This window comes from Nocardioides zhouii, assembly GCF_004137345.1.
GTDB lineage: Bacteria > Actinomycetota > Actinomycetes > Propionibacteriales > Nocardioidaceae > Nocardioides > Nocardioides zhouii.
The window spans coordinates 22,935-44,638 of the sequence record NZ_SDWV01000002.1; the positions used below are offsets into that span (position 1 = coordinate 22,935).

20 protein-coding genes are annotated in these 21,704 nt (G+C 71.1%); 8 read left to right on the plus strand and 12 right to left on the minus strand.

Going from position 1 to position 21,704, the window contains the following annotated elements:
* Window positions 1–129: 129 nt before the first annotated feature.
* The gene (phoU, locus tag EUA94_RS01895; RefSeq protein ID WP_129424161.1) at window positions 130–780 is read right to left on the minus strand and encodes a phosphate signaling complex protein PhoU; all 651 of its coding nucleotides are present in this window, start codon (window positions 778–780) and stop codon (window positions 130–132) included.
* Window positions 781–900: 120 nt separating this feature from the next.
* On the opposite strand from phoU, the gene EUA94_RS01900 reads away from it, so the two are divergent.
* The 3 genes from EUA94_RS01900 (at window position 901) to EUA94_RS01910 (ending at window position 3,823) form a co-directional block, all read left to right on the plus strand.
* Window positions 901–2,142, plus strand: coding sequence for a sensor histidine kinase (locus EUA94_RS01900; RefSeq protein ID WP_129424163.1), 1,242 nt, complete (start codon window positions 901–903; stop codon window positions 2,140–2,142).
* The gene (locus EUA94_RS01905) at window positions 2,139–2,816 is read left to right on the plus strand and encodes a response regulator transcription factor (protein WP_129424165.1); all 678 of its coding nucleotides are present in this window, start codon (window positions 2,139–2,141) and stop codon (window positions 2,814–2,816) included. Before EUA94_RS01900 ends, EUA94_RS01905 begins: the two co-directional genes overlap by 4 nt.
* Before the next feature lie 86 nt (window positions 2,817–2,902).
* Window positions 2,903–3,823: a DMT family transporter gene (locus tag EUA94_RS01910; protein ID WP_242494621.1), complete on the plus strand. Its 921-nt coding sequence runs from the start codon at window positions 2,903–2,905 to the stop codon at window positions 3,821–3,823.
* On the opposite strand, the gene EUA94_RS01915 is transcribed toward EUA94_RS01910, so the two are convergent.
* The 4 genes from EUA94_RS01915 to EUA94_RS01930 form a co-directional block, all read right to left on the minus strand.
* A complete protein-coding gene (locus EUA94_RS01915; RefSeq protein WP_129424167.1) occupies window positions 3,820–4,314 on the minus strand; it encodes a type III secretion system chaperone family protein in 495 nt (164 codons plus the stop codon). The genes EUA94_RS01910 and EUA94_RS01915 overlap by 4 nt on opposite strands.
* Window positions 4,311–5,567 carry a D-inositol-3-phosphate glycosyltransferase gene (mshA, locus tag EUA94_RS01920; RefSeq protein ID WP_129424169.1) on the minus strand — a complete coding sequence of 419 codons (1,257 nt, stop codon included), beginning with the start codon at window positions 5,565–5,567 and terminating at the stop codon, window positions 4,311–4,313. Before mshA ends, EUA94_RS01915 begins: the two co-directional genes overlap by 4 nt.
* A gap of 99 nt (window positions 5,568–5,666) precedes the next feature.
* Window positions 5,667–6,038, minus strand: coding sequence for a hypothetical protein (locus tag EUA94_RS01925; RefSeq protein ID WP_129424171.1), 372 nt, complete (start codon window positions 6,036–6,038; stop codon window positions 5,667–5,669).
* A gap of 25 nt (window positions 6,039–6,063) precedes the next feature.
* Window positions 6,064–6,951, minus strand: coding sequence for an RNase H family protein (locus EUA94_RS01930; protein WP_207210364.1), 888 nt, complete (start codon window positions 6,949–6,951; stop codon window positions 6,064–6,066).
* Between the two features lie 25 nt (window positions 6,952–6,976).
* Here EUA94_RS01930 and EUA94_RS01935 point away from each other — a divergent pair, with 25 nt between their 5' ends.
* Together EUA94_RS01935 and EUA94_RS01940 are read left to right on the plus strand one after the other, a co-directional pair.
* Entirely contained in the window at window positions 6,977–7,729 is a 753-nt protein-coding gene (locus EUA94_RS01935; RefSeq protein WP_129424175.1) for an SDR family NAD(P)-dependent oxidoreductase, read from the plus strand.
* Window positions 7,730–7,749: 20 nt separating this feature from the next.
* Window positions 7,750–8,439: an aspartate/glutamate racemase family protein gene (locus EUA94_RS01940; RefSeq protein ID WP_129424177.1), complete on the plus strand. Its 690-nt coding sequence runs from the start codon at window positions 7,750–7,752 to the stop codon at window positions 8,437–8,439.
* Window positions 8,440–8,514: 75 nt separating this feature from the next.
* Here EUA94_RS01940 and EUA94_RS01945 read toward each other — a convergent pair whose 3' ends face one another.
* Window positions 8,515–9,399 carry a hypothetical protein gene (locus tag EUA94_RS01945; RefSeq protein WP_129424179.1) on the minus strand — a complete coding sequence of 295 codons (885 nt, stop codon included), beginning with the start codon at window positions 9,397–9,399 and terminating at the stop codon, window positions 8,515–8,517.
* A gap of 130 nt (window positions 9,400–9,529) precedes the next feature.
* Between EUA94_RS01945 and EUA94_RS01950 the strand changes: the two genes are divergently transcribed.
* Together EUA94_RS01950 and EUA94_RS22850 are read left to right on the plus strand one after the other, a co-directional pair.
* Window positions 9,530–10,924, plus strand: a complete 1,395-nt coding sequence (locus EUA94_RS01950; protein ID WP_129424181.1) for an OFA family MFS transporter — start codon at window positions 9,530–9,532, stop codon at window positions 10,922–10,924.
* Entirely contained in the window at window positions 10,921–11,052 is a 132-nt protein-coding gene (locus EUA94_RS22850) for an MFS transporter small subunit (protein WP_277986072.1), read from the plus strand. Before EUA94_RS01950 ends, EUA94_RS22850 begins: the two co-directional genes overlap by 4 nt.
* Before the next feature lie 4 nt (window positions 11,053–11,056).
* On the opposite strand, the gene EUA94_RS01955 is transcribed toward EUA94_RS22850, so the two are convergent.
* From EUA94_RS01955 to EUA94_RS01965, 3 genes are all read right to left on the minus strand, one after another.
* Complete coding sequence (locus EUA94_RS01955; protein ID WP_129424183.1) at window positions 11,057–12,280, minus strand: class I SAM-dependent methyltransferase; 1,224 nt, start codon at window positions 12,278–12,280, stop codon at window positions 11,057–11,059.
* A 112-nt stretch (window positions 12,281–12,392) separates the two neighbouring features.
* Entirely contained in the window at window positions 12,393–13,682 is a 1,290-nt protein-coding gene (locus tag EUA94_RS01960; RefSeq protein ID WP_129424185.1) for a hydroxyacid-oxoacid transhydrogenase, read from the minus strand.
* Window positions 13,679–14,593, minus strand: a complete 915-nt coding sequence (locus EUA94_RS01965) for an NUDIX domain-containing protein (protein WP_129424187.1) — start codon at window positions 14,591–14,593, stop codon at window positions 13,679–13,681. The genes EUA94_RS01960 and EUA94_RS01965 overlap by 4 nt, the downstream gene beginning before the upstream one ends.
* Before the next feature lie 31 nt (window positions 14,594–14,624).
* Between EUA94_RS01965 and EUA94_RS01970 the strand changes: the two genes are divergently transcribed.
* A complete protein-coding gene (locus EUA94_RS01970) occupies window positions 14,625–15,677 on the plus strand; it encodes an acyltransferase family protein (protein WP_129424189.1) in 1,053 nt (350 codons plus the stop codon).
* Here EUA94_RS01970 and EUA94_RS01975 read toward each other — a convergent pair.
* From EUA94_RS01975 to EUA94_RS01985, 3 genes are all read right to left on the minus strand, one after another.
* Window positions 15,652–16,437: a lysophospholipid acyltransferase family protein gene (locus tag EUA94_RS01975; RefSeq protein ID WP_165356766.1), complete on the minus strand. Its 786-nt coding sequence runs from the start codon at window positions 16,435–16,437 to the stop codon at window positions 15,652–15,654. The genes EUA94_RS01970 and EUA94_RS01975 overlap by 26 nt on opposite strands.
* Window positions 16,434–17,684 carry a geranylgeranyl reductase family protein gene (locus EUA94_RS01980; RefSeq protein WP_129424193.1) on the minus strand — a complete coding sequence of 417 codons (1,251 nt, stop codon included), beginning with the start codon at window positions 17,682–17,684 and terminating at the stop codon, window positions 16,434–16,436. The genes EUA94_RS01975 and EUA94_RS01980 overlap by 4 nt, the downstream gene beginning before the upstream one ends.
* Before the next feature lie 91 nt (window positions 17,685–17,775).
* Complete coding sequence (locus EUA94_RS01985) at window positions 17,776–21,621, minus strand: DNA-directed RNA polymerase subunit beta' (RefSeq protein WP_129424195.1); 3,846 nt, start codon at window positions 21,619–21,621, stop codon at window positions 17,776–17,778.
* Window positions 21,622–21,704: the final 83 nt, after the last annotated feature.

Sequence of the window (21,704 nt, forward strand, 5' to 3'; positions counted from 1 at the left end):
TGGTGGAATGTGGCTCCGCCACCGCTCGCGGGCGCGTCGCCGTACGACACGCGCGGGCGGTGGTCCACCCACGTTCTCCGCGGGCGAAAGGTGGCTCCACCACCGCCCGCGGGAGCCGGGGCGCGAACGTCAGTCGCGCTGGGGCCGCTCGCCGGTGACCACGAAGACCACGCGGTTGGCGACCGAGACGGAGTGGTCGGCGATCCGCTCGTAGTAGCGGCCGAGCAGGGCGATGTCGACCGCGGCCTCGACGCCGTGCTGCCAGTCGGTCGAGAGCAGCTCGGTGAAGCTGCGGCGACGGAGCTGGTCCATCACCTCGTCGTCGCGACCGAGCTCGATGGCGGCCTCGACGTCGCGGTCGATGATGATGCCGCGCACCCGGCGGACCATGTCCTCGGCCACCTCCGCCATCCGCCCCATCGTCGGGCGCAACTCCTCGGGCACCGCGACCTGCGGCACGCGCAGGCGGGCGATCTTGGCGACGTGCACCGAGAGGTCGCCCATCCGCTCGAGCTCGCTGACCATCCGCAGCGCGGAGACGATCATCCGCAGGTCGCCGGCGACGGGCTGCTGCAGCGACAGCAGCTGGAACGACGTGTCGTCCACCCGCTCGCGTGCGTCGTCGATCGCCTTGTCGCTGCTGATGACCTGGTCGGCGGTGTGCACGTCGCCGGTCATCAACGCCTTGGTGGCCTCGCGGACCGCCACCTCGACCAGGCCGCAGATGTCGGACAGGTCGGCGAAGATGCCGTCGAGCTGGTCATGGAAAGCCTCACGCATGCCCACCACCCTAGGCAGCCCAAGCGAACAGATGTGCGTGCCCGGTGAACGGGGCATGAACACTCGGCGCCCGACGTCCAGCCGGCAGGGCCGCCCGGCCCGGTTGCGTACGATGTGAGCGTGGATCCGACGATGCAGGCTGGTCTGGCCGCGATCGTCGGAGCCGTGATGGCAGGCGGCGCGGTGCTCGCGTGGCACATCAGCGACCGCCAGCGCCACACGCTCCCCGAGGTCGAGAAGCCCCTGGTGCAGGAGGGCGTCGCCGCGGTGCTGAGCATCCTGCGCTCCAGCGCGGTCGTGCTCGACGAGTCCGACCACGTGCTCAAGGCCTCCGCACCGGCGTACGCCTTCGGGCTGGTGCGCGGCAACACCCTGGTCGTCCCCGAGCTGCTGGAGGTCGTCGCGCAGGTGCGTCGCGACGGGCAGATCCGCGAGAGCGAGCTCGAGATGCCGGCGCCGGCCGGTGGCACGGCACGCACCCTGACCGCGCGCGTCGCCCCGCTCGGTGCGCGGCTGGTGCTCGCGCTGATCGAGGACCGGACCCGCGAGAAGCGCGTCGAGGCCGTACGTCGCGACTTCGTCGCCAACGTGAGCCACGAGCTCAAGACCCCGGTGGGCGCGATCCGGCTGCTCGCCGAGGCAGTGAACGACGCCTCCGACGACCCCGAGGCGGTGCAGCGCTTCGCCGGCCGGATGCTCACCGAGAGCGACCGGCTGTCCAAGCTCGTGCAGCAGATCATCGAGCTGTCCCGCCTGCAGGGCCACGACCCCCTGGAGAAGCCGGTGATGGTCGACCTCGACACCGCGGTCGCCACCGCCGTCGACACCAGCGCCATGGAGGCCGTGGCCAAGGAGATCACCGTGGAGTCGCGCGGCGAGCACGGGCTCGAGGTCTTCGGCTCCCAGGAGCAGATCGGAGCTGCGGTCAGCAACCTGGTCGCCAACGCCGTGGCCTACTCCGGCAACGGCTCGCGGGTCGTGGTGACGACGCGTTCCGAGGGCGACCAGGTCCAGATCTCGGTCGTCGACCAGGGCATCGGCATCCCGGCCGAGGACATCGACCGCATCTTCGAGCGGTTCTACCGCGTCGATCCCGCCCGGCACCGCTCGACGGGCGGCACCGGCCTGGGCCTCTCGATCGTCAAGCACGTCGCGGCCACCCACGGCGGCGACATCTCCGTGTGGTCGGTCCAGGGCCAGGGCTCGACCTTCACGCTGACCCTCCCGCGCAACTCCAGCCCCGAGCACGGCTCGGGCAGCACGCCGGTCGAGGTCGTCGTACCGGTCAGCACACCGACCACCCCCATCCGGACCTCCCCTTCCGCCCATCGCAGAACACAGCAGGAGACACGTTCACCATGACCCGCGTACTCGTCGTCGAGGACGAAGAGAGCTACAGCGACGCGCTCGCCTACATGCTCCGCAAGGAGGGCTACGAGGTGGCCATCGCCGCCGACGGCAACACCGCCCTCACCGAGTTCGACCGCTTCGGGCCCGACATCGTGCTCCTCGACCTGATGCTCCCCGGCATCCCCGGCACCGAGGTCTGCCGCCAGATCCGGGCGACCTCGTCGGTCCCGGTGATCATGGTCAGCGCCAAGGACGACGAGGTCGACAAGGTGGTCGGCCTCGAGCTCGGCGCCGACGACTACGTCACCAAGCCCTACTCCCCCCGCGAGCTGGTCGCCCGGATCCGTGCGGTGCTCCGTCGCGGCCAGGAGCCCGACCTGATGCCCGACACCCTCGAGGCCGGACCCGTCCGGATGGACGTCGAGCGCCACGTCGTCACCGTCGACGGGACCGAGCAGCGCTTGCCGCTCAAGGAGTTCGAGCTCCTGGAGATGTTCCTGCGCAACCCCGGCCGCGTGCTCACCCGCGGACAGCTCATCGACCGGGTCTGGGGCTCCGACTACGTCGGCGACACCAAGACCCTCGACGTCCACGTGAAGCGGCTGCGCGCCAAGCTCGAGCCCGACCCGAGCGACCCCCGCTACCTCGTCACCGTCCGCGGGCTGGGCTACAAGCTGGACCTCTGACCCGGGCTCGGCAGCACGGCGGGATGTCGGCGTACGACGTCCGAAAAGCGCTGGTGGCCGGTCATGACCGTCCGTAGCCTTGACCCGTGACGACGACCCACTCCACCGACCCCGAGACCACGCCCGCCGCGACCACCGGGCCGGCACCCTGGCTTCCCGTGGCTGCCGGTGGGATCACGCTGGTCATGTGGGCCTCGGCGTTCGTGGTGATCCGCCACGTCGCCCACGACATCAGCCCCGGCGCCCTCGGCTCCGGCCGCCTGCTGGTGGCGGCGCTCGTGGTGCTGCCCCTGCTCCTGCGTCGCGGCTGGGTCGCACCGACCCGGCGCGAGTGGACGCTGCTCGCGCTCGGCGGCATCGGCTGGTTCGGCGTCTACAACCTCGCCCTCAACGCCGGCGAGCGCCACGTCGACGCCGGCACCGCCGCGATGATCATCCAGATCGGGCCCGTCATCGTCGCCGTCCTCGCCGTGCCGCTCTTCGGCGAGCGCCTGCACGGCTGGCTGTTGGCCGGGATGGTCGTCGGCTTCGCCGGGGTCGCGGTGATCGCGCGCGGCTCCTCGACCGATGCCGACGCCAGCCTCCTCGGCGTGCTGCTCGTGCTCCTGGCTGCCGCGATGTACGCCGTCGGGGTGCTGACCCAGAAGGTGCTGCTGCGTCGGCTGCCGTCGGTCCAGGTCGTCTTCGTGTCGTTCCTGACGGGCGCGGCGATCTGCCTGCCCTTCTCCGGCGACCTGCCGGGCATCGTCGCCGACGGCGGCGCCGAGCTGTGGTGGATCGTCTACCTCGGCGTGCTGCCCACCGCGGTCGCCTTCACCACCTGGGCGTACGCCCTCACCCACACCGACGCTGGAGCGCTGTCACTGACGACGTTCCTCGTGCCCGCCATCGCCACCCTCATCGCGTGGCTGACCATCGACGAGGTGCCCCCGTCGTTGACGTTCGTCGGCGGCGCGCTCGCGATCGTCGGCGTGCTGATGACGCGACGCAGGCCCAAGAAGGCCTAGGACTCGAGCCAGCCGCGGAAGGCCTCGAGGTTGCGGGTCGACTCCCCGCGCGAGATCCGCCACTCCCACTCCTTGCGGATGGACGAGGCGAAGCCGAGCTCGAGGATCGCGTTGAACGACTCGTCGGCGTTGGCCAGGACCGAGCCGAGGATGCGGTCGAGCTCGTCGGCGCTGACTGACGCCAGCGGCAGCCGCGCCTCGAGGTAGATGTCGCCGGCGTGGTCGACCGCGAACGAGACGGCGTACATCCGCAGGTTGCGCTCGAGCAGCCAGCGGTAGACGCGGGCGTGGTTCTCGTCGGGGTTGCGGCAGACGAAGGCGTGGACACCGAGGGAGTGCGGTCCGACGTCGAGCCGCACCGGGGTCTGCAGCTTCTTCTCGCCGGGCAGGGTCAGCGAGAAGCTCGCCCCGTCGACGCCTTCGCGCGAGGTCTCCTGGTGCTCGATCTCGTTGTCCACCAGGTAGGCGCGGACGGTGTCGAGCTCCTTCACAGGGCCATCTCAGCACGCATCCGGCCCGCGGCGCGCTCGTACGCCGCGAGGGTGCGCTCGGCCGTGTGCTCCCAGCTGAACTCCTGGGCGTGCGCGACCGCTCCCCTGCCGAGCCGGTCGGCCAGCTCGGGGTCGTCGACGAGGCGGCGCAGCGCGGCCGCCCAGTCGCGTGGCTCGTGGGTGTCGACGAGCAGCCCGCTGATGCCGTCGCGCACGACCGTCGTCAGGCCGCCCACGGCGGCCGCGACGACGGGCGTCCCGGTGGCCTGCGCCTCGACGGCGACGAGCCCGAACGACTCGTTGTACGACGGAACCGCGACGGCCGTCGCGGCGGATGCCCAGACGGCGAGGTCGGCCTGGGTCACGGGCGGCACGAAGCGTACGACGTCGCTGATGCCGAGGTCGGCCGCCAGGTCGGCCAGCGCGGTGGGGTGCTGGAGCCCGGAGCCCGAGGGGCCGCCGACGACGGGCACGACGAGGCGATGGCGCAGCGACGGGTCCTGCTGCAGCATCACGTCGACGGCGCGCAGCAGCACGTCGGGCGCCTTGAGGGGCTGGATCCGGCCGGCGAACATCAGCACGACCGCGTCCTCGGGCAGGCCGAGCCGGCGCCGGGCCTCCGCCCTCCCGCGCGGGGCGAAGACCGTCAGGTCGACGCCCGGGTGGATCACCTCGACGGCATCCGGGCTGGCACCGTAGAGGTCGACGAGCTGACGTGCCTCGGTGTCGGTGTTGGCGACGAGGAGGTCGGCGGCCTCGACCACCTGCTCCTCCCCGATCACCCGGGAGAGGGGCTCGGGGGTGTCACCTGCGGCCAGTGCCTCGTTCTTGACCTTGGCCATCGTGTGCATCGAGTGCACCAGCGGGACGTTCCAGCGGTCGCGGGCGAGCGCGCCGACCTGGCCCGAGAGCCAGTAGTGGGAGTGCACGGCGTCGTAGTGGCCGAGCGGCTGCAGCGCCTCGGCGCGCAGCACCTCGCGCGCGAACGTGCACAGCTGACCGGGGAGCTCGCCCTTGGTGAGGCCCTCGAACGGCCCGGCGGCGATGTGGCGGACGAGCACCCGCTCGGCCGCCTCGACGACCTGGGGCAGCGTGGAGGAGGTGGCCCGGGTGAAGACGTCGACGTCGATGCCCTTGGCGCCGAGGCGCTTGGCGAGCTCGATGACGTACACGTTCATCCCGCCCGCGTCACCGGTGCCCGGCTGGTCCAGGGGTGAGGTGTGGAGGCTGATCATGGCCAACCGCTCGCCCATGCTGTCTCCTTCGTCCACTCGTCCGGGGTCGCCCGTGTCAGGGCACCTCCGGTGCAACCACGTGCCTCCGCGTGGGATTCCCGCGCGCGGCGTGGTGGGTCAGCGGGAGTGGGCGCCGTGCCGCGCCCGGCCGGGCGACTGGCCGCGACCGCGCAGCAGGGCGATCCCGCCGATGAGGGCTGCCACGATCCCCCAGAACCCGTCGTACCACGCACTGTCGGTGACCCGGAACGCCTCGACCAGCGCGAGGGCGAGCAGCCCGGAGGCGAGCGCCACGACGACCCGCATGGCCACGGCGTCGCTCTTCACGAGGGTGCTGCCGAAGACGGCCGAGGCGACGATGATGAAGGCGAGACCGACGAAGTGGAGCGTGGCGGGCAGGGGGTCGCTGCCGCCGCCGAGCAGGGCGTGCACGATCCACAGCACGCCACCCACGAGGGCGGCGCCAGGTGCGAGCTTGGCCGGAATCATCCCGCGATTGTCCCACGATCGCCGCTCACGGCTCGTCGGTCCCCTGGTGGAAGCGCTGCCGCCACTGACCGCCGTGCCGCACCCACAGGCTGCTGCGCAACGTGGAGCGGCCGTCGGCGCTCGCGCGCCACAGCAGCAGGATGGTGTCCGGGCCCAGCCGGTCCGTCGAGACGACCTCGAGGCCCACCGCGTCGATCGGAGCGATCTCGTCGAGGATGTCGTCGCGGGTCCAGAGCCGGCCCGAGCGGCCGACCTCCTGCCAGTCGGGGTGCAGCAGGCCGGCGACCGCGGCCCGGTCGGCGCGTACGTCGTCGGTGAGCAGGGCACGCTCCATCGCGACGACGTGCTCCTCGTCGGAGAGCTCGGCGTCCTCTGCTGCGAGGCCGGAGAAGAGGTCGGGCTCCGGCTCGACCTGGCCCACCGCGGCGGCGGGGTGGGCGACGACGCTGTGGGCGAAGCCCGGCCCCGGGTCCGGCTGCCGGCCGTCGCGGAAGGCGGTCGCGGCAGCGTTGGCGCGTACGTCGGCTGCCTCGTTGAGGACGTGGCCCGCGTGCCCCTTGACCCAGACGTACTCGACGCTGTCCCAGCGGCCCTCCATGGCGGCGTCGAGCGCCTTCATGAGCTCGACGTTCATCACGGGCTTGCCGTCGCCCTTCTTCCAGCCCTTGCGCTTCCAGCCCTTCATCCACTTGGTGACGGCGTTGATGACGTACGTGCTGTCGCAGTAGACCTGCAGCGGCTCGTCGAGGTGCGCGGTCTGCTGGAGGAGGTCGAGGACGGCCATCAGCTCGCCCATGTTGTTGGTGCCGTGCGGCCACCCGCCCGACGCCCAGCAGTCGTCGTCGACGTACCACGCCCAGCCGGCCGGACCGGGGTTGCCGAGTGCCGAACCGTCGGCCGCCGCGATGATCACCGGGCCATCTTGGCAGGATGGACACATGAGCGAAGACACCACCCAGACCCGCACCGCCGTCGTCACCGGTGCCTCCAGCGGCATCGGCGCGGCGACCGCACGCGCACTGGCCGCGCAGGGCTTCCGCGTCGTGTGCGCGGCCCGCCGGACCGACCGCATCGAGGAGCTGGCCGCCGAGATCGGCGGCGTGGCCGTCAGCTGCGACATCCAGGATCCCGACTCCGTGGCGGCCCTCGCCGCGGCCGTGCCGACGTGCCACGTCCTGGTCAACAACGCCGGCGGGGCCATCGGCGCCGACCGCGTGGAGGACGCCGACCTCGACGACTGGCGCTGGATGTACGAGATCAACGTGCTCGGCCTGGTGCGCGTCACCCAGGCCCTGCTGCCCGCCCTGCGCGCGAGCGGCGACGGCGTCATCGTCAACGTCGGATCCACGGCGGGGCGCTGGGCGTACGAGGGCGGTGCCGGCTACACCAGCGCCAAGCACGCCGTGAAGGTCGTCTCGGAGACCCTGCGCCTCGAGCTCAACGGCGAGCCGATCCGCATCTGCGAGGTGGCGCCGGGGATGGTGCGCACCGAGGAGTTCTCGGTCAACCGGTTCGGCGGAGACCAGGCCAAGGCCGACGCGGTGTACGCCGGCGTGGACCACCCGCTGCTCGCCGAGGACGTCGCCGACGCGATCACCTGGGTGGCCACGCGACCGTCCCACGTCGACATCGACGAGCTGGTGATCAAGCCCCGCGCCCAAGCAGCGGCACACAAGGTCCACCGGTCCTGACCCGTGGCAGACTGCCGCGCGTGAAGACCATCGGACTCGTCGGCGGGATGAGCTGGGAGAGCAGCGCGGTCTACTACCGCGACCTCAACCTCGGGATGCACGAGCGGCTCGGTGGTCTCTCCTCCCCCAAGCTGGCGCTGACGACCGTCGACTTCGCCGAGGTCACCCACCTCGAGGACGACGAGCGCTGGGACCAGGTCGGCACCCTGCTGGCCGATGCCGCGCAGGCCGTCGAGCGCGCCGGAGCGGACTTCCTCCTGCTGTGCACGACGACGTTCCACAAGGTCGCCGACCAGGTCGAGGAGGCCGTGGACATCCCGGTCCTGCACCTCGCCGACGTCGTCGCGGCGGCGGTCCGCGCCGCGGGTGTCGAGACCGTCGGCCTGATCGGCACCAAGGTCGCGATGCAGGAGTCGTTCTTCGTCGACCGGCTCGCCAGCCACGGCCTGACCGTGATCGTCCCTGATGCGAAGCACCACGACTTCCTCAACGACGCGATCTACGAGGAGCTCGTCCACGGCGTCGTGCTGCCCCGCACCCGCAGCCGGGTCGTCTCGATCATCGAGGAGCTGTGGGACGCCGGAGCCGGTGGCGTGCTGCTGGGCTGCACCGAGCTCGAGCTGCTGGTCAAGCAGGCCGACGTGGAGCTCCCCGTCTTCCCCTGTACGACCCTCCACGTGCAGGCCGCGCTCGACGCGGCCCTCGCCTGACCGTCCGGTCTGCAGAGCGGGACGTCATACGGACAGGGCAACCGCCGACGCCCTCTGTATGACGTCCTCAGAACGTCAGCCGGAAAGAGGGACACCCCGGACCGTCGCGAGCATCCGCAGGGCGATCCAGGCCGGACCGGCGAGGTCGGTGGCGCGCGCCTCGGGAGGCAGCGCGACCGCGAGGACCTCGGAGCGTGCGCCCTCGCTGCTGAGGAGCAGCTGGCGGCCGGCGAGGGTGATGCCCTCGCCCTGGTCCTGCGCGGGCAGCTCCCACGAGGAGACCGGCTCCCAGGACGGGAACGCCGCAAGGTGGGCCTGGGAGTAGGTACGCAGCACCACGCCCCCGCCGCCGGGCAGGAACGTCGCGTCAGTGACGATGCCGGGCGCCTCGCCGACCTCCACGAGGCGGTTCGGCTGGTCGGCCCGCAGCGGCACCGGAGCGGCGTACACGGTCCCGGCGAAGACTCCCTTGGTGACGACGAAGAGCTGTCCGGTCACGGGGTGGCGCAGCAGCGCTTCCGCGTCGCGGGCACCGTCGGGGTAGACCAGCTCGTACGTCGTGGGCGCGACCTGCCTGTCTCCGCGCCCGACCGGAACCCGCAGCACCTCGACCGACCTGCGCGCGGCCCGGTTGTCGCCGATGTCGGCGACCCAGACGTGACCCGGGTCCGCCGGCGCCAGCGCCTCCACGTCGACCGGTTCGTTGCCCCACGAGGTGACGCCCACCGTGCTGCCGGTGCTGACGTCGACGGTGAAGACCCGACCGGAGTCCCCGGAGTCGTTGGTGGTGACGACGAGCCCGGGGGCGCCGGGGAGCGCGACGAGCCCGCTCGACTCGACGATCTCGGTGTCGGTGAACCTGAACGCCGTACTGCCGCCGGGCGGCGAGGTGCCCGCTGCCGCGCCCAGCAGGAACGGCACGGCCACGAGCACTCCTGCACCCAGCCGCCTCGCCTCCACCCCGCCACGGTAGCCGCGGGCCGCTCGTCGCTCCGTGCCGACCGCTCGTCGTCGCCCCACCCCTGAGGTCGATGACAGATCAACCACCCGTTCGTAACGTGACTGCGGTCACTTCGGGAAAGGACAGTCCATGTCGCGGCTCGACAAGCAGGCGATCGTCGCCGGACCGGGATACAGCCGTTGGCTGATCCCCCCGGCCGCACTCGCCGTCCACCTCTCCATCGGCCAGGTCTACGCGTTCTCGGTGTTCAAGAACTCACTGGTCGCCAGCTTCGACACCAGCCTGACGGCGATCGGCTGGGTGTTCTCGATCGCGATCGTGATGCTCGGCCTCTCCGCCGCCGTGCTCGGCACCTGGGTGGAGAGGTCCGGCCCGCGCAAGGCGATGCTGGCCTCGGCCCTGTGCTGGGGCGTCGGCTTCATGGTCGGCTCGGCGGGCATCGCGAGCGGCCAACTGTGGCTGCTCTACCTGGGCTACGGCGTGATCGGCGGCATCGGCCTCGGCATCGGCTACATCTCGCCGGTCTCGACGCTGATCAAGTGGTTCCCCGACCGTCCGGGACTGGCCACCGGCATGGCGATCATGGGCTTCGGCGGCGGCGCGCTCATCGCCTCGCCGCTCTCCAACAAGCTGATGGCGCTGTACGACCCCGACTTCGTGTCCACCGAGCCGGGAGCCGTCGCCTCGGGCTCGGCGCTCGCGCAGACCTTCGTCACGCTCGGGCTGATCTACACGGTGTTCATGCTGATCGGCGCCGCCCTCGTGCGCGTGCCGCCCGGCCACGGCGACGACAGCACCGCCGAGCACTCCCCCGGCACCAACGGCGCGCTGGTCCGCGCCTCGCAGGCGATCCGTACGCCCCAGTTCTGGTTCCTGTGGGTGGTGCTGTTCTGCAACGTGACCGCCGGCATCGGCATCCTGGAGCAGGCCGCGCCGATGATCCAGGACTTCTTCCGCGACGGCAGCGACAGCTCGATCTCCGCGGCCGCGGCCGGTGGTTTCGTCGGCGTCCTGTCGCTGGCCAACATGCTCGGGCGCTTCGTCTGGTCGAGCCTGTCCGACAAGATCGGCCGGAAGCCGACGTACGTCATGTACCTCGGGGTGGGGCTCGTGCTCTACCTCCTGCTCGCGCTGTTCGGCAGCTCGAGCACGGTGGTGTTCGTGGCCCTGGCGGTCGTGATCATCTCCTATTACGGCGGCGGCTTCGCCACCGTCCCGGCCTATCTGAAGGACCTCTTCGGGACGCTGGAGGTCGGCGCGATCCACGGTCGCCTGCTGACCGCCTGGGCGGCAGCCGGCGTCGCCGGGCCGCTCATCGTCAACGGCATCCTCGACAGGGTCGGCGAGCCGGGCAACCTCGTCGCGGCCGACTACCGGCCGGCCCTGCTCACGATGGTCGGGGTCCTCGCAGTCGGCTTCCTGTCGAACCTGATGATCAAGCCGGTCGCGGAGACCCACTTCGACGACGACGCACACGCGGCCAACGAGGACCGCATCTCGATCCGGCAGGAGGCCGTCCGATGAGCACCGACGACACCACCACCACGACCAGTCCCGCACTGGTGACCCTCGCCTGGCTCCTGGTCGGGATCCCCCTGGCCTACGGCCTCTGGCAGACGCTGGTGAAGGCCTCGGCCCTCTTCACCGGCTGACGCCTCACCCGTCGAGCAGTATGCCGAGCCGGGGCTGTACGCCCCACGCGGCCGTCAGGGCGGCGTACTCGTCGTGGGTGCCGCTCGCGTCGCGTCCCGCCACCCGTACGGCCCGGATCATCGTGTTGCGCGGGGTGTGGGCGCTCTCGACGAACTGCACCACGTCGACGCGGTAGCCGAGGCCGCGCAGCAGCTCGGCGCGCAGGGCGTCGGTGAGCGTGTCGGCCAACCGCTCGCGGAGGATGCCGTCGCGCGTCAGCGCCGCGTACGGGGGCGGCGGCGGGGACTTCCTGAGCTGGGCCGCGATGTCGTGGTGGCAGCACGGCGCCGCCAGCACCAGCGGCGCGCCCCACTCGACCGCGCGGGCCAGCGCGTCGTCGGTGGCGGTGTCGCAGGCGTGCAGGGCCAGCACGACATCCGGCGCCTCCTCCAGGCGTACGTCGGAGATCGAGCCGACGACGAAGTCGGCCTCGATGCCCAGCCGGGCGGCGATCTCGGAGTTGTGGTCGGCGGACTGCTGCCGTACGTCGACCCCCGTCATCCGGACGGGCAGGCCGCGGCCGCCCTCCGAGACCGGGCCGGTGAGGAACTGGTGCGCCGCGAACGTGAGGTAGGCGTTGCCGCACCCGAGGTCGACGACGCGCAGCGGGTCCTCGGGCGTGGGGGTGCGCAGGTGGCCCTTCGCGAGCCCGTCGCCGAGGCTCGAATCGAGCAGCCGGAGGAACTCCTCGACCTGGCGGTACTTCGCCTGCCGGCTCGGCTTGACCCGCCCCTCGGCGTCGCTGATGCCCAGCGCGACCAGCGCCGGGTCGTCCTCACGCAGCCGCCGGCCCTTGTCCCGGTCGTGGCCGCGCGACGTCGCGACGGCCTCCTTCCGGGCGGAGGTGTGCACGAGGACGGCGCCCTTCTTCGTCACCCGCGCCTGGTGGGTGTGGGTCGTCGTGTCGACGTGCCAGTGCGCGAAGGGCTGGTCGGTCAGCGCGTGCACCGCGGCCTCGGCCTCCTCCCCCAGCGGGTGGTTGACGGTGTAGGCCTGCGTGTCGTCGTACGACGACACCTGCAGGTGGCGGCCCGCCTTGAGGTCGACGGTCCGAACCTCGACGCGCGCCACCTCACGACCCTCCACGACCGGTGCAGGCTGGCCCTTGCGGCGGCCGCTGGCCAGCGCGCGCACCAGCCCGTCGGCGTCGAGGATCGCCGACCGGAGACGCTCCCAGTCGTCGCTCACAGGACGGCGGCGAGGATGACGATGAGGATCAGTGCCCCGAGGGCCACCGGGATCACGAGGCGGCGGTGGCGGGGGTTCATGTGGTCATCGTAGTGACCGCCCGCCCATCGGCTCACCAGTGCTCGAGCGAGCTCCGGAACACCGTGGCGAGGTCGTCGGCAGTGACGTCGATCGGGGCGGTGGCGAGGAGGCGTTGCTGCTGGAGCGCGCCCTCGACCAGGTCGTCGACGTCCGCGGCGCCGTAGCCGATCTCGGCCAGACCGCTCGGCAGCCCCACGTCGCGCATCAGGTCGCGCAGCACCGCGGGCAACGTGTCGGGGCCGGCGGACGCGGACGCGGATGGCCCGCCCAACAGCTCTGCGGCGCGCAGGTGGCGCTCGGGCGAGGCCTCGAAGGTCAGGGCGAAGGCGGCGGGCGCGGTCATCACCACGGCCATGCCGTGCGGCACGATCGGCTCGTCGTCGGGGTAGCCGGCCGGCCTGTAGTCCCGCACCCGGCCCGCGATCGGGTAGGCGCAGGCGTGGGGCACGTGGACGCCGGCGTTGCCGAAGCCGAGGCCGGCGAACGTGGCGGCCAGCGCCATCTGCTCACGGGCCGTCTCGTCGGAGCCGTCGCGGACCGCCGTCCGGAACGCCCCGGCCAGCAGGGTCAGGGCCTTCTCCGACCACATGTCGGCGATCGGGTTGGCGCCGCAGTAGGGCACCCGCTGCTCCGGCCGCTTGGCGTCGAAGTCGGCGAACCACCGCGCGGTCCAGCTCTCGAGGGCGTGGCAGAGGATGTCCATGCCGCACGACGCGGTGACCATCGCCGGCTGGGTCATCGTCAGGTCGGGGTCCACCACCGCCAGGGTCGGTCGCAGGCGCGCGTGCGAGATGCCGGTCTTCACCTTGAGGGCGAGCACGTCGAGCACGCAGATCGTCGTCGACTCGGCGCCGGTGCCGGTGGTGGTCGGCACCGCGACGAGCGGGAGGAGCAGGTGCTCGGGGGCGCGACCGCCGCCCACGGGCGCGTTGACGTAGTCCATGAGCGTGCCCGGGTTGGTGAGGAGCAGGTCGACGGCCTTGGCCGTGTCGATGGCCGAGCCGCCGCCCACCGCGACGACGGCGTCGAACGGGCCGGTGCTGCGGGCGTACGCGATCGCCTCCTCCAGCGACGCGTCCGTCGGCTCGACGCGCGCGCGGTCGAACACCGAGACCTCGATGCCCTGGCCCCGCATCGCGTCGGCGATCCGCTCGGGGTGGCCCGTCGCGGCCACGCCGGGGTCGGTGACGAGCAGGACCCGGCGCGCCGCCCCATCGGCCCCCGCCGCAACGAGCTGCTGGACGTCCCAGCCGATCTCGGCGCTGGCGCCTCGCCCGAACTTCAGGCCGGGTGCGGCATAGGTGAAGACGCTCTCAGTCATCGCTCTGTCCCTTCGGTCTCCAGACCCAGCGCGTGGTGCACGAGATCGAGGACCTCGACCTCGCCCGACGCGACGTCGGCGACGCGCACCCAGGCGGCAGCGTCGGTGGTGCCGTCGACCTCGCGGACGTACGGCTCGCCGGCACCCACGGTGGCGGCGTAGAGCAGGTGGACGCCGTGGTAGTCCTCGAGGCGACCCGACGGCGCGTTGCCGGAGAAGTGGGTGTCGTGCACGCCGACCAGCGCTCCCACCTCGCACGTCAGACCGCACTCCTCCTCGACCTCGCGCGCGAGCGCGAGGGACGGGTGCTCACCGTGGTCGATGCCGCCGCCGGGCAGCGTCCACCGGCCCGGGTGGGCAGCGCGTGGCGAGAGGCGGGTGAGCAGCAGCTGCTGCTCCGGGACCGATCCGCGCAGCACCACGGCGTACGCCGCCACGCGCTGCAGCCGGAACGGGAGGTGGTCGGCGAGGGCTTCCCCCACGAGTGCCGCGGTCGGGACCACACCGGAGATCACGTCGTCGAGCGGCTTCCAGGCCGCTTCACTGGTGGACCCGTCGACCTCCAGGACGCGGGGCGTCGGTGCGTCGGGCGGCACCCATCCGTCGTAGACGATGCGAATCGCGTGGGCGTCCACGAGCTTGCCGTCGCGCGACGCCCGCGGCAGGTGGGCGCTGTAGACGCGGGCCGTCTCGCTGACGGTCGCGTCGAGCCCGGTCTCCTCGTGGATCTCGCGGACGACCGCCGTCCGGGGGTCCTCGCCGTGGTCGACGCCGCCTCCGGGGAGGGTCCACAGCTCGGTGCGCGACACGCGTTGCGCGAGCCGGCTCAGCAGCACCTCGACCCGGTCCGCGCGCTCGCGGAGCACGACGGCGTACGCAGCCACACGCTGACGCTGCGGAAGGGATGCCATGCCCCCAACCTAGTGAAGTACGGTGAGCGCCGTGTCCCCCGCGTCCCGTGATCCGTGGCTCGACAACGTCAAGATGGCGCTGGTCACCCTGGTGGTCATCGGGCACGCCATCGGCCTGGTCGAGGCCACTGCGGGCAGCCACTGGGTCTACGACTTCATCTACCTGTGGCACATCCCGGCGTTCGTCTTCGTGAGCGGCTACCTGTCGAAGTCGTTCGAGTGGGACCGGCGCCGGCTGAAGAGCCTCGTCTACACCCTCGCCATCCCCTACCTGCTCTTCGAACCGGCCCTGTTCTACTTCCGCCGCGACGTCGTCGGCGAGGGCGTCGAGTACCCGCTGTGGATCGAGCCGCACTGGACGATGTGGTACCTCATCGTCCTGCTGATGTGGCGGCTCATCACGCCGATCCTCAAGCGGCACTGGCTCTTCCTGCCGCTGTCGGTGGTCGTCAGCCTCGCCGGTGGTCTCTGGGACACCGAGGCGCTGATGATCCCCCGGTTCCTGGGCCTCCTGCCGTTCTTCGTCCTCGGCCTGCACCTCAAGCCGCGCCACCTCGCGCACCTCGACGATGTCTGGGTGCGGGTCGCCGCGGTGCCGACGCTGATCGGCATCGGCGTGATGGCCGCCTACACCGACACGTGGGCCGACGCCGCCCTGCTCTGGTACGACACCGGCTACAACGAGATCCCGATCGCCGACGAGATCGTCTTCCAGACCCGCCTCACCGTGATGATGGTCGGCCTGCTCGGCGCGTTCGCGGCGATGTCGCTGATCCCGCGTCGGCCGCTCGGGTGGTTCACCACGATGGGCACCGCGACGATGGTGATCTACCTCTTCCACGGCTTCGTGATCAAGACGTTCAAGGCAGTCGGCTGGCCGGAGTTCACGACCACCTATCCCGTGCTCGGGCTGGTGCTGACGATTCTCGGGGCCGTGGCCCTTGCGCTGCTGCTCGCCAGCCCGCCCGTACGACGCGTGCTGGAGCCGTTCACCAACCCGCTGGGCTGGCTGGAGGAGCGCCGCGCCCGGCACGCGGAGACCCGCGAGGCCGAGCGGCCTACCCCGGCCCCCACGTCGGACTGACCGCGGACCGCGGCACCGAGTCGAGGTGGGCCGCCTCGGCCCGTGTCGGTGCGTGACCGCCGAGGTGCGCTGGGTACCACGGCGCGCGCTCGCCCGGCGCTGGCACGTGGTGCGGCAGCCGCTGCAGCTCCTCGAGCTGGTCGGTGAGCAGCGCGCCGAGCCGGCGGGTCCAGGCGATCACGTCGTCGTCCGGACCGACCGACAGCGGCGCGCCGAACGAGACGTCGACCCGCCGTCCGCGGGTGAGATCGGGTCGGGGCTTCCTGCCCCGGGCGTCCGGCACGCCGACGGACCAGACGCGCTGGGAGCCCCAGATCGCCACCGGCACGACCGGCGCCCCGGTCTCCTGTGCCAGGCGAGCGACGCCGCGCATCAGCGAGCGCACCGTGTAGGAGTGGCTGATCCCCGCCTCCGGGAAGGAGCACACCGCCTCCCCCTGGAGCAGCAGGCGCCGCGACCGTAGGTACGCGGCCGCCGGTGCCTCGCGATCCACGGGGACGTGCTGCATGCGGTCCATCGCCGCCCGGACGAACGGGACGTTCCAGATGTCGTGGCGGCACATGAACCGCAGGTAGCGCCCGCGCTCCACCGCCGCCTGCTCGAGCAGGACGAAGTCGGGATAGCTGGCGTGGTTCGCCGCGACGATGACCGGACCCTGCTCGGGAAGGTGCTCGATCCCGATCCACCGCGTGTCCACGCCCAGAGCCCGGATCACGCCACGGCCCAGGACGTTGGTGGCGCGGTAGACGCGCTCGGTCACTGGAAGGGCGGGCGCGCGTCGCGAGCGATCGACCGTCGGCCTGCCCAGCGCCAGACCCTCGCCGCCCGGTCTCGGTCGGCGTCGTCCACGAGGTTGCCCATCCACCGCAGCGCCAGGGTCATCAGCCAGTCCGAGCGCATCCCGGCCGGGCCGAGCGCCGCGACGACCTTCGGCTGGGTGGCGATGCCCGCCAGCCGGCGCGCGATGGAGAACGACTCGCCGTAGTGCTCGACCAGCGTCGAACGCCACGCCTCGCCCAGCCCGGTGCCGCTCGCGATGTGCTCGGCCACGAACCGCCCGGTCTCGAGGCCGTAGTCGATGCCCTCGCCGTTGAGCGGGTTGACGCACGCAGCGGCGTCGCCGATCAGCGCCCAGTTGGGTCCGGCCACGTTGCTGACCGCGCCGCCCATCGGCAACAGCGCGGACGTGGGCATCCGCAGCGAGCCTGCGAGGCCGAAGTCCTTGCCGATCGTGTTGGCGTAGGTCTGCATGAGAGGCTTGATCGCGACCTCGGCGGGCCGCCTGCTGGTGGCGAGCGTGCCCGCGCCGAGGTTCACCGTCCCGTCGCCGAGCGGGAAGATCCAGCCGTAGCCCGAGACCAGGTCGCCCTGCTCGTCGCGGAGCTCGAGGTGCGAGCTGATCCACGGGTCGTCCGACTGGTCGGAGTCGACGTACGCGCGGCCGGCGACGGCGTACACGGTGTCGCGGTGCCACTCGCGGCCCAGGAGCTTGCCCAGCGGCGACCTGACGCCGTCGGCGCCGACCAGCCACTGGCAGGCGACCTCGTAGGAGCCATCGGCGTCGCGGAGCTCGACTGACGCGACCCGCTCGCCGTCACGACGTACGCCGACCGCGCGGGTGCCGTCGATGGCACGGGCCCCGCTCTCGATGGCCACCGTGCGCAGGTGGTCGTCGAGCTCGGTGCGGGCGACCGCGGAGCCCCAGTCGGGCAGGGACCCTCCGGGCCAGGGCAGCAGCAGCGTCTGGCCGAAGCCGTGGGCGCGCAGGCCGTGGTTGACGGTGTGCGCCCGCAGCCAGTCCTCGAGGCCGAGCTTCTGCATCTCCCCGATCGCGCGCGGGGTGAGGCCGTCACCGCAGGTCTTGTCGCGCGGGAAGGTGGCCGCGTCCACCAGCAGGACATCCAGCCCCGCGCGGGCCGCCCAGGCCGCCGCAGCAGACCCGGAAGGACCGGCTCCGACGACGAGGACGTCGGCCGAGGTCGGGCGCGAGGTGGGGGGCTGGCTCACACCCAGAATCCTCTCAGGCCGGTCCTCATCCTCCGAAATGCGCCGAGCCCCGGCCCCCCGTGAAGGGGACCGGGGCTCGACAGTGACTTGCTCAGTTCTGGTAGGAACCGAAGTCGAAGTCGTCCAGCGCGACGGCCTGCGACGACGGACCGAAGTCGTAGTCGTAGGAGTCGTAGCCGGTGACCGAGTAGGCCGCGGCACGCGCCTCCTCGGTCGGCTCCACGCGGATGTTGCGGTAGCGCTCCAGGCCGGTGCCGGCCGGGATGAGCTTGCCGATGATCACGTTCTCCTTCAGGCCACGGAGGCTGTCGGAGCGACCGTTGATCGCGGCGTCGGTGAGCACGCGGGTGGTCTCCTGGAAGGAGGCCGCCGAGAGCCACGACTCGGTCGCGAGCGACGCCTTCGTGATGCCCATGAGGACCGGGCGACCCGAGGCCGGCTTGCCGCCCTCGGAGACCACGCGACGGTTCTCCTCCTCGAACCGCACCCGGTCGACCAGGTCGGACGGGAGCAGGTTGGTGTCACCGGACTCGATGACCGTCACGCGGCGCAGCATCTGCCGGATGATGATCTCGATGTGCTTGTCGTGGATCGACACGCCTTGGGACCGGTAGACCTCCTGAACCTCGTCCACGAGGTGCTCCTGGGCCTTGCGGACACCGAGGATGCGCAGCACGTCCTGCGGGTCGGGCGTACCGGACGTGATGTGGTGACCGACCTCGATGTGCTGGCCGTCCTCGACGTTGAGGCGCGAGCGCTTCGACACCGGGATCTCCTGGACCTCGGAGCCGTCGTCGGGGGTGACCATGACGACGCGAGCCTTGTCGGTCTCCTCGATCTTCACGCGACCGGCGGACTCCGAGATCGGCGTACGACCCTTGGGCGAGCGGGCCTCGAAGAGCTCGACCACGCGGGGCAGGCCCTGCGTGATGTCGTCGGCCGACGCCACACCACCGGTGTGGAACGTACGCATCGTGAGCTGCGTGCCGGGCTCACCGATGGACTGGGCGGCGATGATGCCGACCGCCTCACCGATGTCGACCAGCTGGCCGGTGGCCAGCGAGCGGCCGTAGCACTTCGCGCAGGTGCCGGTCTTGGCGTCACAGGTCAGGACCGAGCGGACCTTGACCTCGCTGATGCCGGCCGCGACGAGCTCACCGATCTTCACGTCGCCGAGGTCCTCACCGGCGGCGGCGAGGACGTCGCCGGTCTCCGGGTGGGTGATCTCGACGGCGGAGGCCCGGGCGTACGCCGAGGTCTCCACGTGCTCGTCGTCGATGCGCTTGGGCAGTCCACGCTCGGTGCCGCAGTCGTCCTCACGGATGATGACGTCCTGCGAGACGTCCACCAGACGACGGGTCAGGTAACCCGAGTCGGCGGTGCGCAGCGCGGTGTCGGCGAGACCCTTGCGGGCGCCGTGGGTCGAGATGAAGTACTCGAGCACCGAGAGGCCCTCGCGGAAGTTGGCCTTGATCGGGCGCGGGATGATCTCGCCCTTCGGGTTGGCCACCAGACCACGCATGGCCGCAACCTGCCGGATCTGGTTCATGTTTCCGGAGGCACCCGAGTCGACCATCATGAAGATCGGGTTCTTGCGGTCGAAGTTGGCCTCCATCGCACGACCGACCTCGGCAGCAGCCTGGGTCCACAGCTCGATGAGCTCCTGACGACGCTCGTCGTCAGTCATCACACCGCGCTCGTAGTTGGTCTGGACCTTCTCGGCCTGCGCCTCGTAGCGGCTCAGGATCTCGACCTTGCTGTCCGGCGTGGTGACGTCGTCGATCGAGACGGTCACACCGGAGCGCGTGGCCCAGTGGAAGCCGGCGTCCTTGAGGGCGTCGAGCGAGGCGGCGACCTGGACCTTGGTGTAGCGCTCGGCCAGGTCGTTCACGATCGCACCGAGGCGCTTCTTGCCGACCTCCTCGTTGACGAACGGGTAGTCCGCCGGGAGCGTGTCGTTGAAGTAGACGCGACCCAGGGTCGTCTCGAGCAGGATCGCGGTCCGCTCCTCCCAGTCGGCCCCGAGCTCGAGGTCGAGCGGGGGGACGATGTCGTTGAGACGGATCCGGACCTTGCTCTGCATCCCGATCTCGCCGCGGTCGTAGGCCATGATCGCCTCGGCCGGTGACGAGAAGACGCGACCGACACCGGGCAGGTCCTCGCGGTCACCGGTCAGCCAGAACAGGCCGATGATCATGTCCTGCGAAGGCATGGTCACCGGACGGCCGTCCGACGGCTTCAGGATGTTGTTGGTCGACAGCATCAGGATGCGGGCCTCGGCCTGCGCCTCCGCGGACAGCGGGAGGTGCACGGCCATCTGGTCACCGTCGAAGTCGGCGTTGAACGCGCCGCAGACGAGCGGGTGGATCTGGATGGCCTTGCCCTCGATCAGCTGCGGCTCGAAGGCCTGGATGCCGAGGCGGTGCAGGGTGGGCGCGCGGTTGAGCAGCACGGGGTGCTCGGTGATGACCTCTTCGAGGACGTCCCACACGACCGGGCGCGCACGCTCGACCATCCGCTTGGCGGACTTGATGTTCTGCGCGTGCGACAGGTCGACGAGGCGCTTCATCACGAACGGCTTGAACAGCTCGAGCGCCATCTGCTTGGGCAGACCGCACTGGTGCAGCTTGAGCTGCGGACCCGACACGATGACCGAGCGGCCCGAGTAGTCGACGCGCTTGCCGAGCAGGTTCTGGCGGAAGCGCCCCTGCTTGCCCTTGAGCATGTCGGAGAGCGACTTGAGCGGGCGGTTGCCCGGCCCGGTGACCGGACGTCCACGACGGCCGTTGTCGAAGAGGCTGTCGACGGCCTCCTGCAGCATCCGCTTCTCGTTGTTGACGATGATCTCGGGCGCGCCGAGGTCGAGCAGTCGCTTGAGGCGGTTGTTGCGGTTGATGACGCGGCGGTAGAGGTCGTTCAGGTCGGAGGTGGCGAAGCGGCCACCGTCGAGCTGGACCATCGGACGCAGGTCCGGCGGGATCACCGGGACGGCGTCGAGCACCATGCCGATGGGCTGGTTGCCGGTCTTGCGGAACGCGTCGACGACCTTGAGGCGCTTGAGCGCGCGGACCTTGCGCTGGCCCTTGCCGTTGGCGATCGTGTCGCGCAGCGACTCGACCTCGGCCTCGACGTCGAAGTCCTGGAGGCGACGCTGGATCGCCGTGGCGCCCATGAAGCCCTCGAAGTACTTGCCGAACCAGTTCTTCATCTCGCGGTAGAGGAGCTCGTCGCCGAGCAGGTCCTGCACCTTGAGGTTCTTGAACGTGTCCCAGACCTCCTCCAGCCGCGCGATCTCGCGGTTGGCACGGTCCCGGAGCTGGTTCATCTCGCGGTCGGCACCGTCGCGCACCTTGCGCTTGGCGTCGGCCTTGGCACCCTCGGCCTCGAGGGTGGCGAGGTCCTCCTCGAGCTTCTTCGCGCGGTCCTCGACGGAGGTGTCGCGACGCTTCTCGAGGCGCTCGCGCTCCAGGCCGACCTTGTTCTCCAAGGAGTCCTGGTCGCGGTGGCGCGCGTCCTCGTCGACCGAGGTGATCATGTAGGCGGCGAAGTAGATGACCTTCTCGAGGTCCTTCGGCGCCAGGTCGAGGAGGTAGCCCAGGCGCGACGGGACGCCCTTGAAGTACCAGATGTGGGTCACGGGGGCGGCGAGCTCGATGTGGCCCATCCGCTCGCGACGCACCTTGGACCGGGTGACCTCGACGCCACACCGCTCGCAGATGATGCCCTTGAAGCGCACGCGCTTGTACTTGCCGCAGTAGCACTCCCAGTCCCGGGTGGGACCGAAGATCTTCTCGCAGAAGAGGCCGTCACGCTCGGGCTTGAGCGTGCGGTAGTTGATGGTCTCCGGCTTCTTGACCTCGCCGTGGCTCCAGGTGCGGATCTCGTCCGCGGTGGCCAGGCCGATCTGAATCTGCTCGAAGAAGTTCACGTCCAGCAAGGTGTGTTCCTTTGGTTGCTGTTTGAGTCAATAAGGCTGTGGGACCGAGGGGCCCCGGGCGACGCGTACGCCGCCCGGGGACT

Coding starts and splice junctions, on each gene's coding strand:
- phoU (WP_129424161.1), bottom strand. CDS start 780: ATGCGTGAGGCTTTCCATGACCAGCTCGACGGCATCTTCGCCGACCTG.
- EUA94_RS01905 (WP_129424165.1), top strand. CDS start 2,139: ATGACCCGCGTACTCGTCGTCGAGGACGAAGAGAGCTACAGCGACGCG.
- mshA (WP_129424169.1), bottom strand. CDS start 5,567: ATGGGCGAGCGGTTGGCCATGATCAGCCTCCACACCTCACCCCTGGAC.
- EUA94_RS01925 (WP_129424171.1), bottom strand. CDS start 6,038: ATGATTCCGGCCAAGCTCGCACCTGGCGCCGCCCTCGTGGGTGGCGTG.
- EUA94_RS01935 (WP_129424175.1), top strand. CDS start 6,977: ATGAGCGAAGACACCACCCAGACCCGCACCGCCGTCGTCACCGGTGCC.
- EUA94_RS01950 (WP_129424181.1), top strand. CDS start 9,530: ATGTCGCGGCTCGACAAGCAGGCGATCGTCGCCGGACCGGGATACAGC.
- EUA94_RS22850 (WP_277986072.1), top strand. CDS start 10,921: ATGAGCACCGACGACACCACCACCACGACCAGTCCCGCACTGGTGACC.
- EUA94_RS01960 (WP_129424185.1), bottom strand. CDS start 13,682: ATGACTGAGAGCGTCTTCACCTATGCCGCACCCGGCCTGAAGTTCGGG.
- EUA94_RS01965 (WP_129424187.1), bottom strand. CDS start 14,593: ATGGCATCCCTTCCGCAGCGTCAGCGTGTGGCTGCGTACGCCGTCGTG.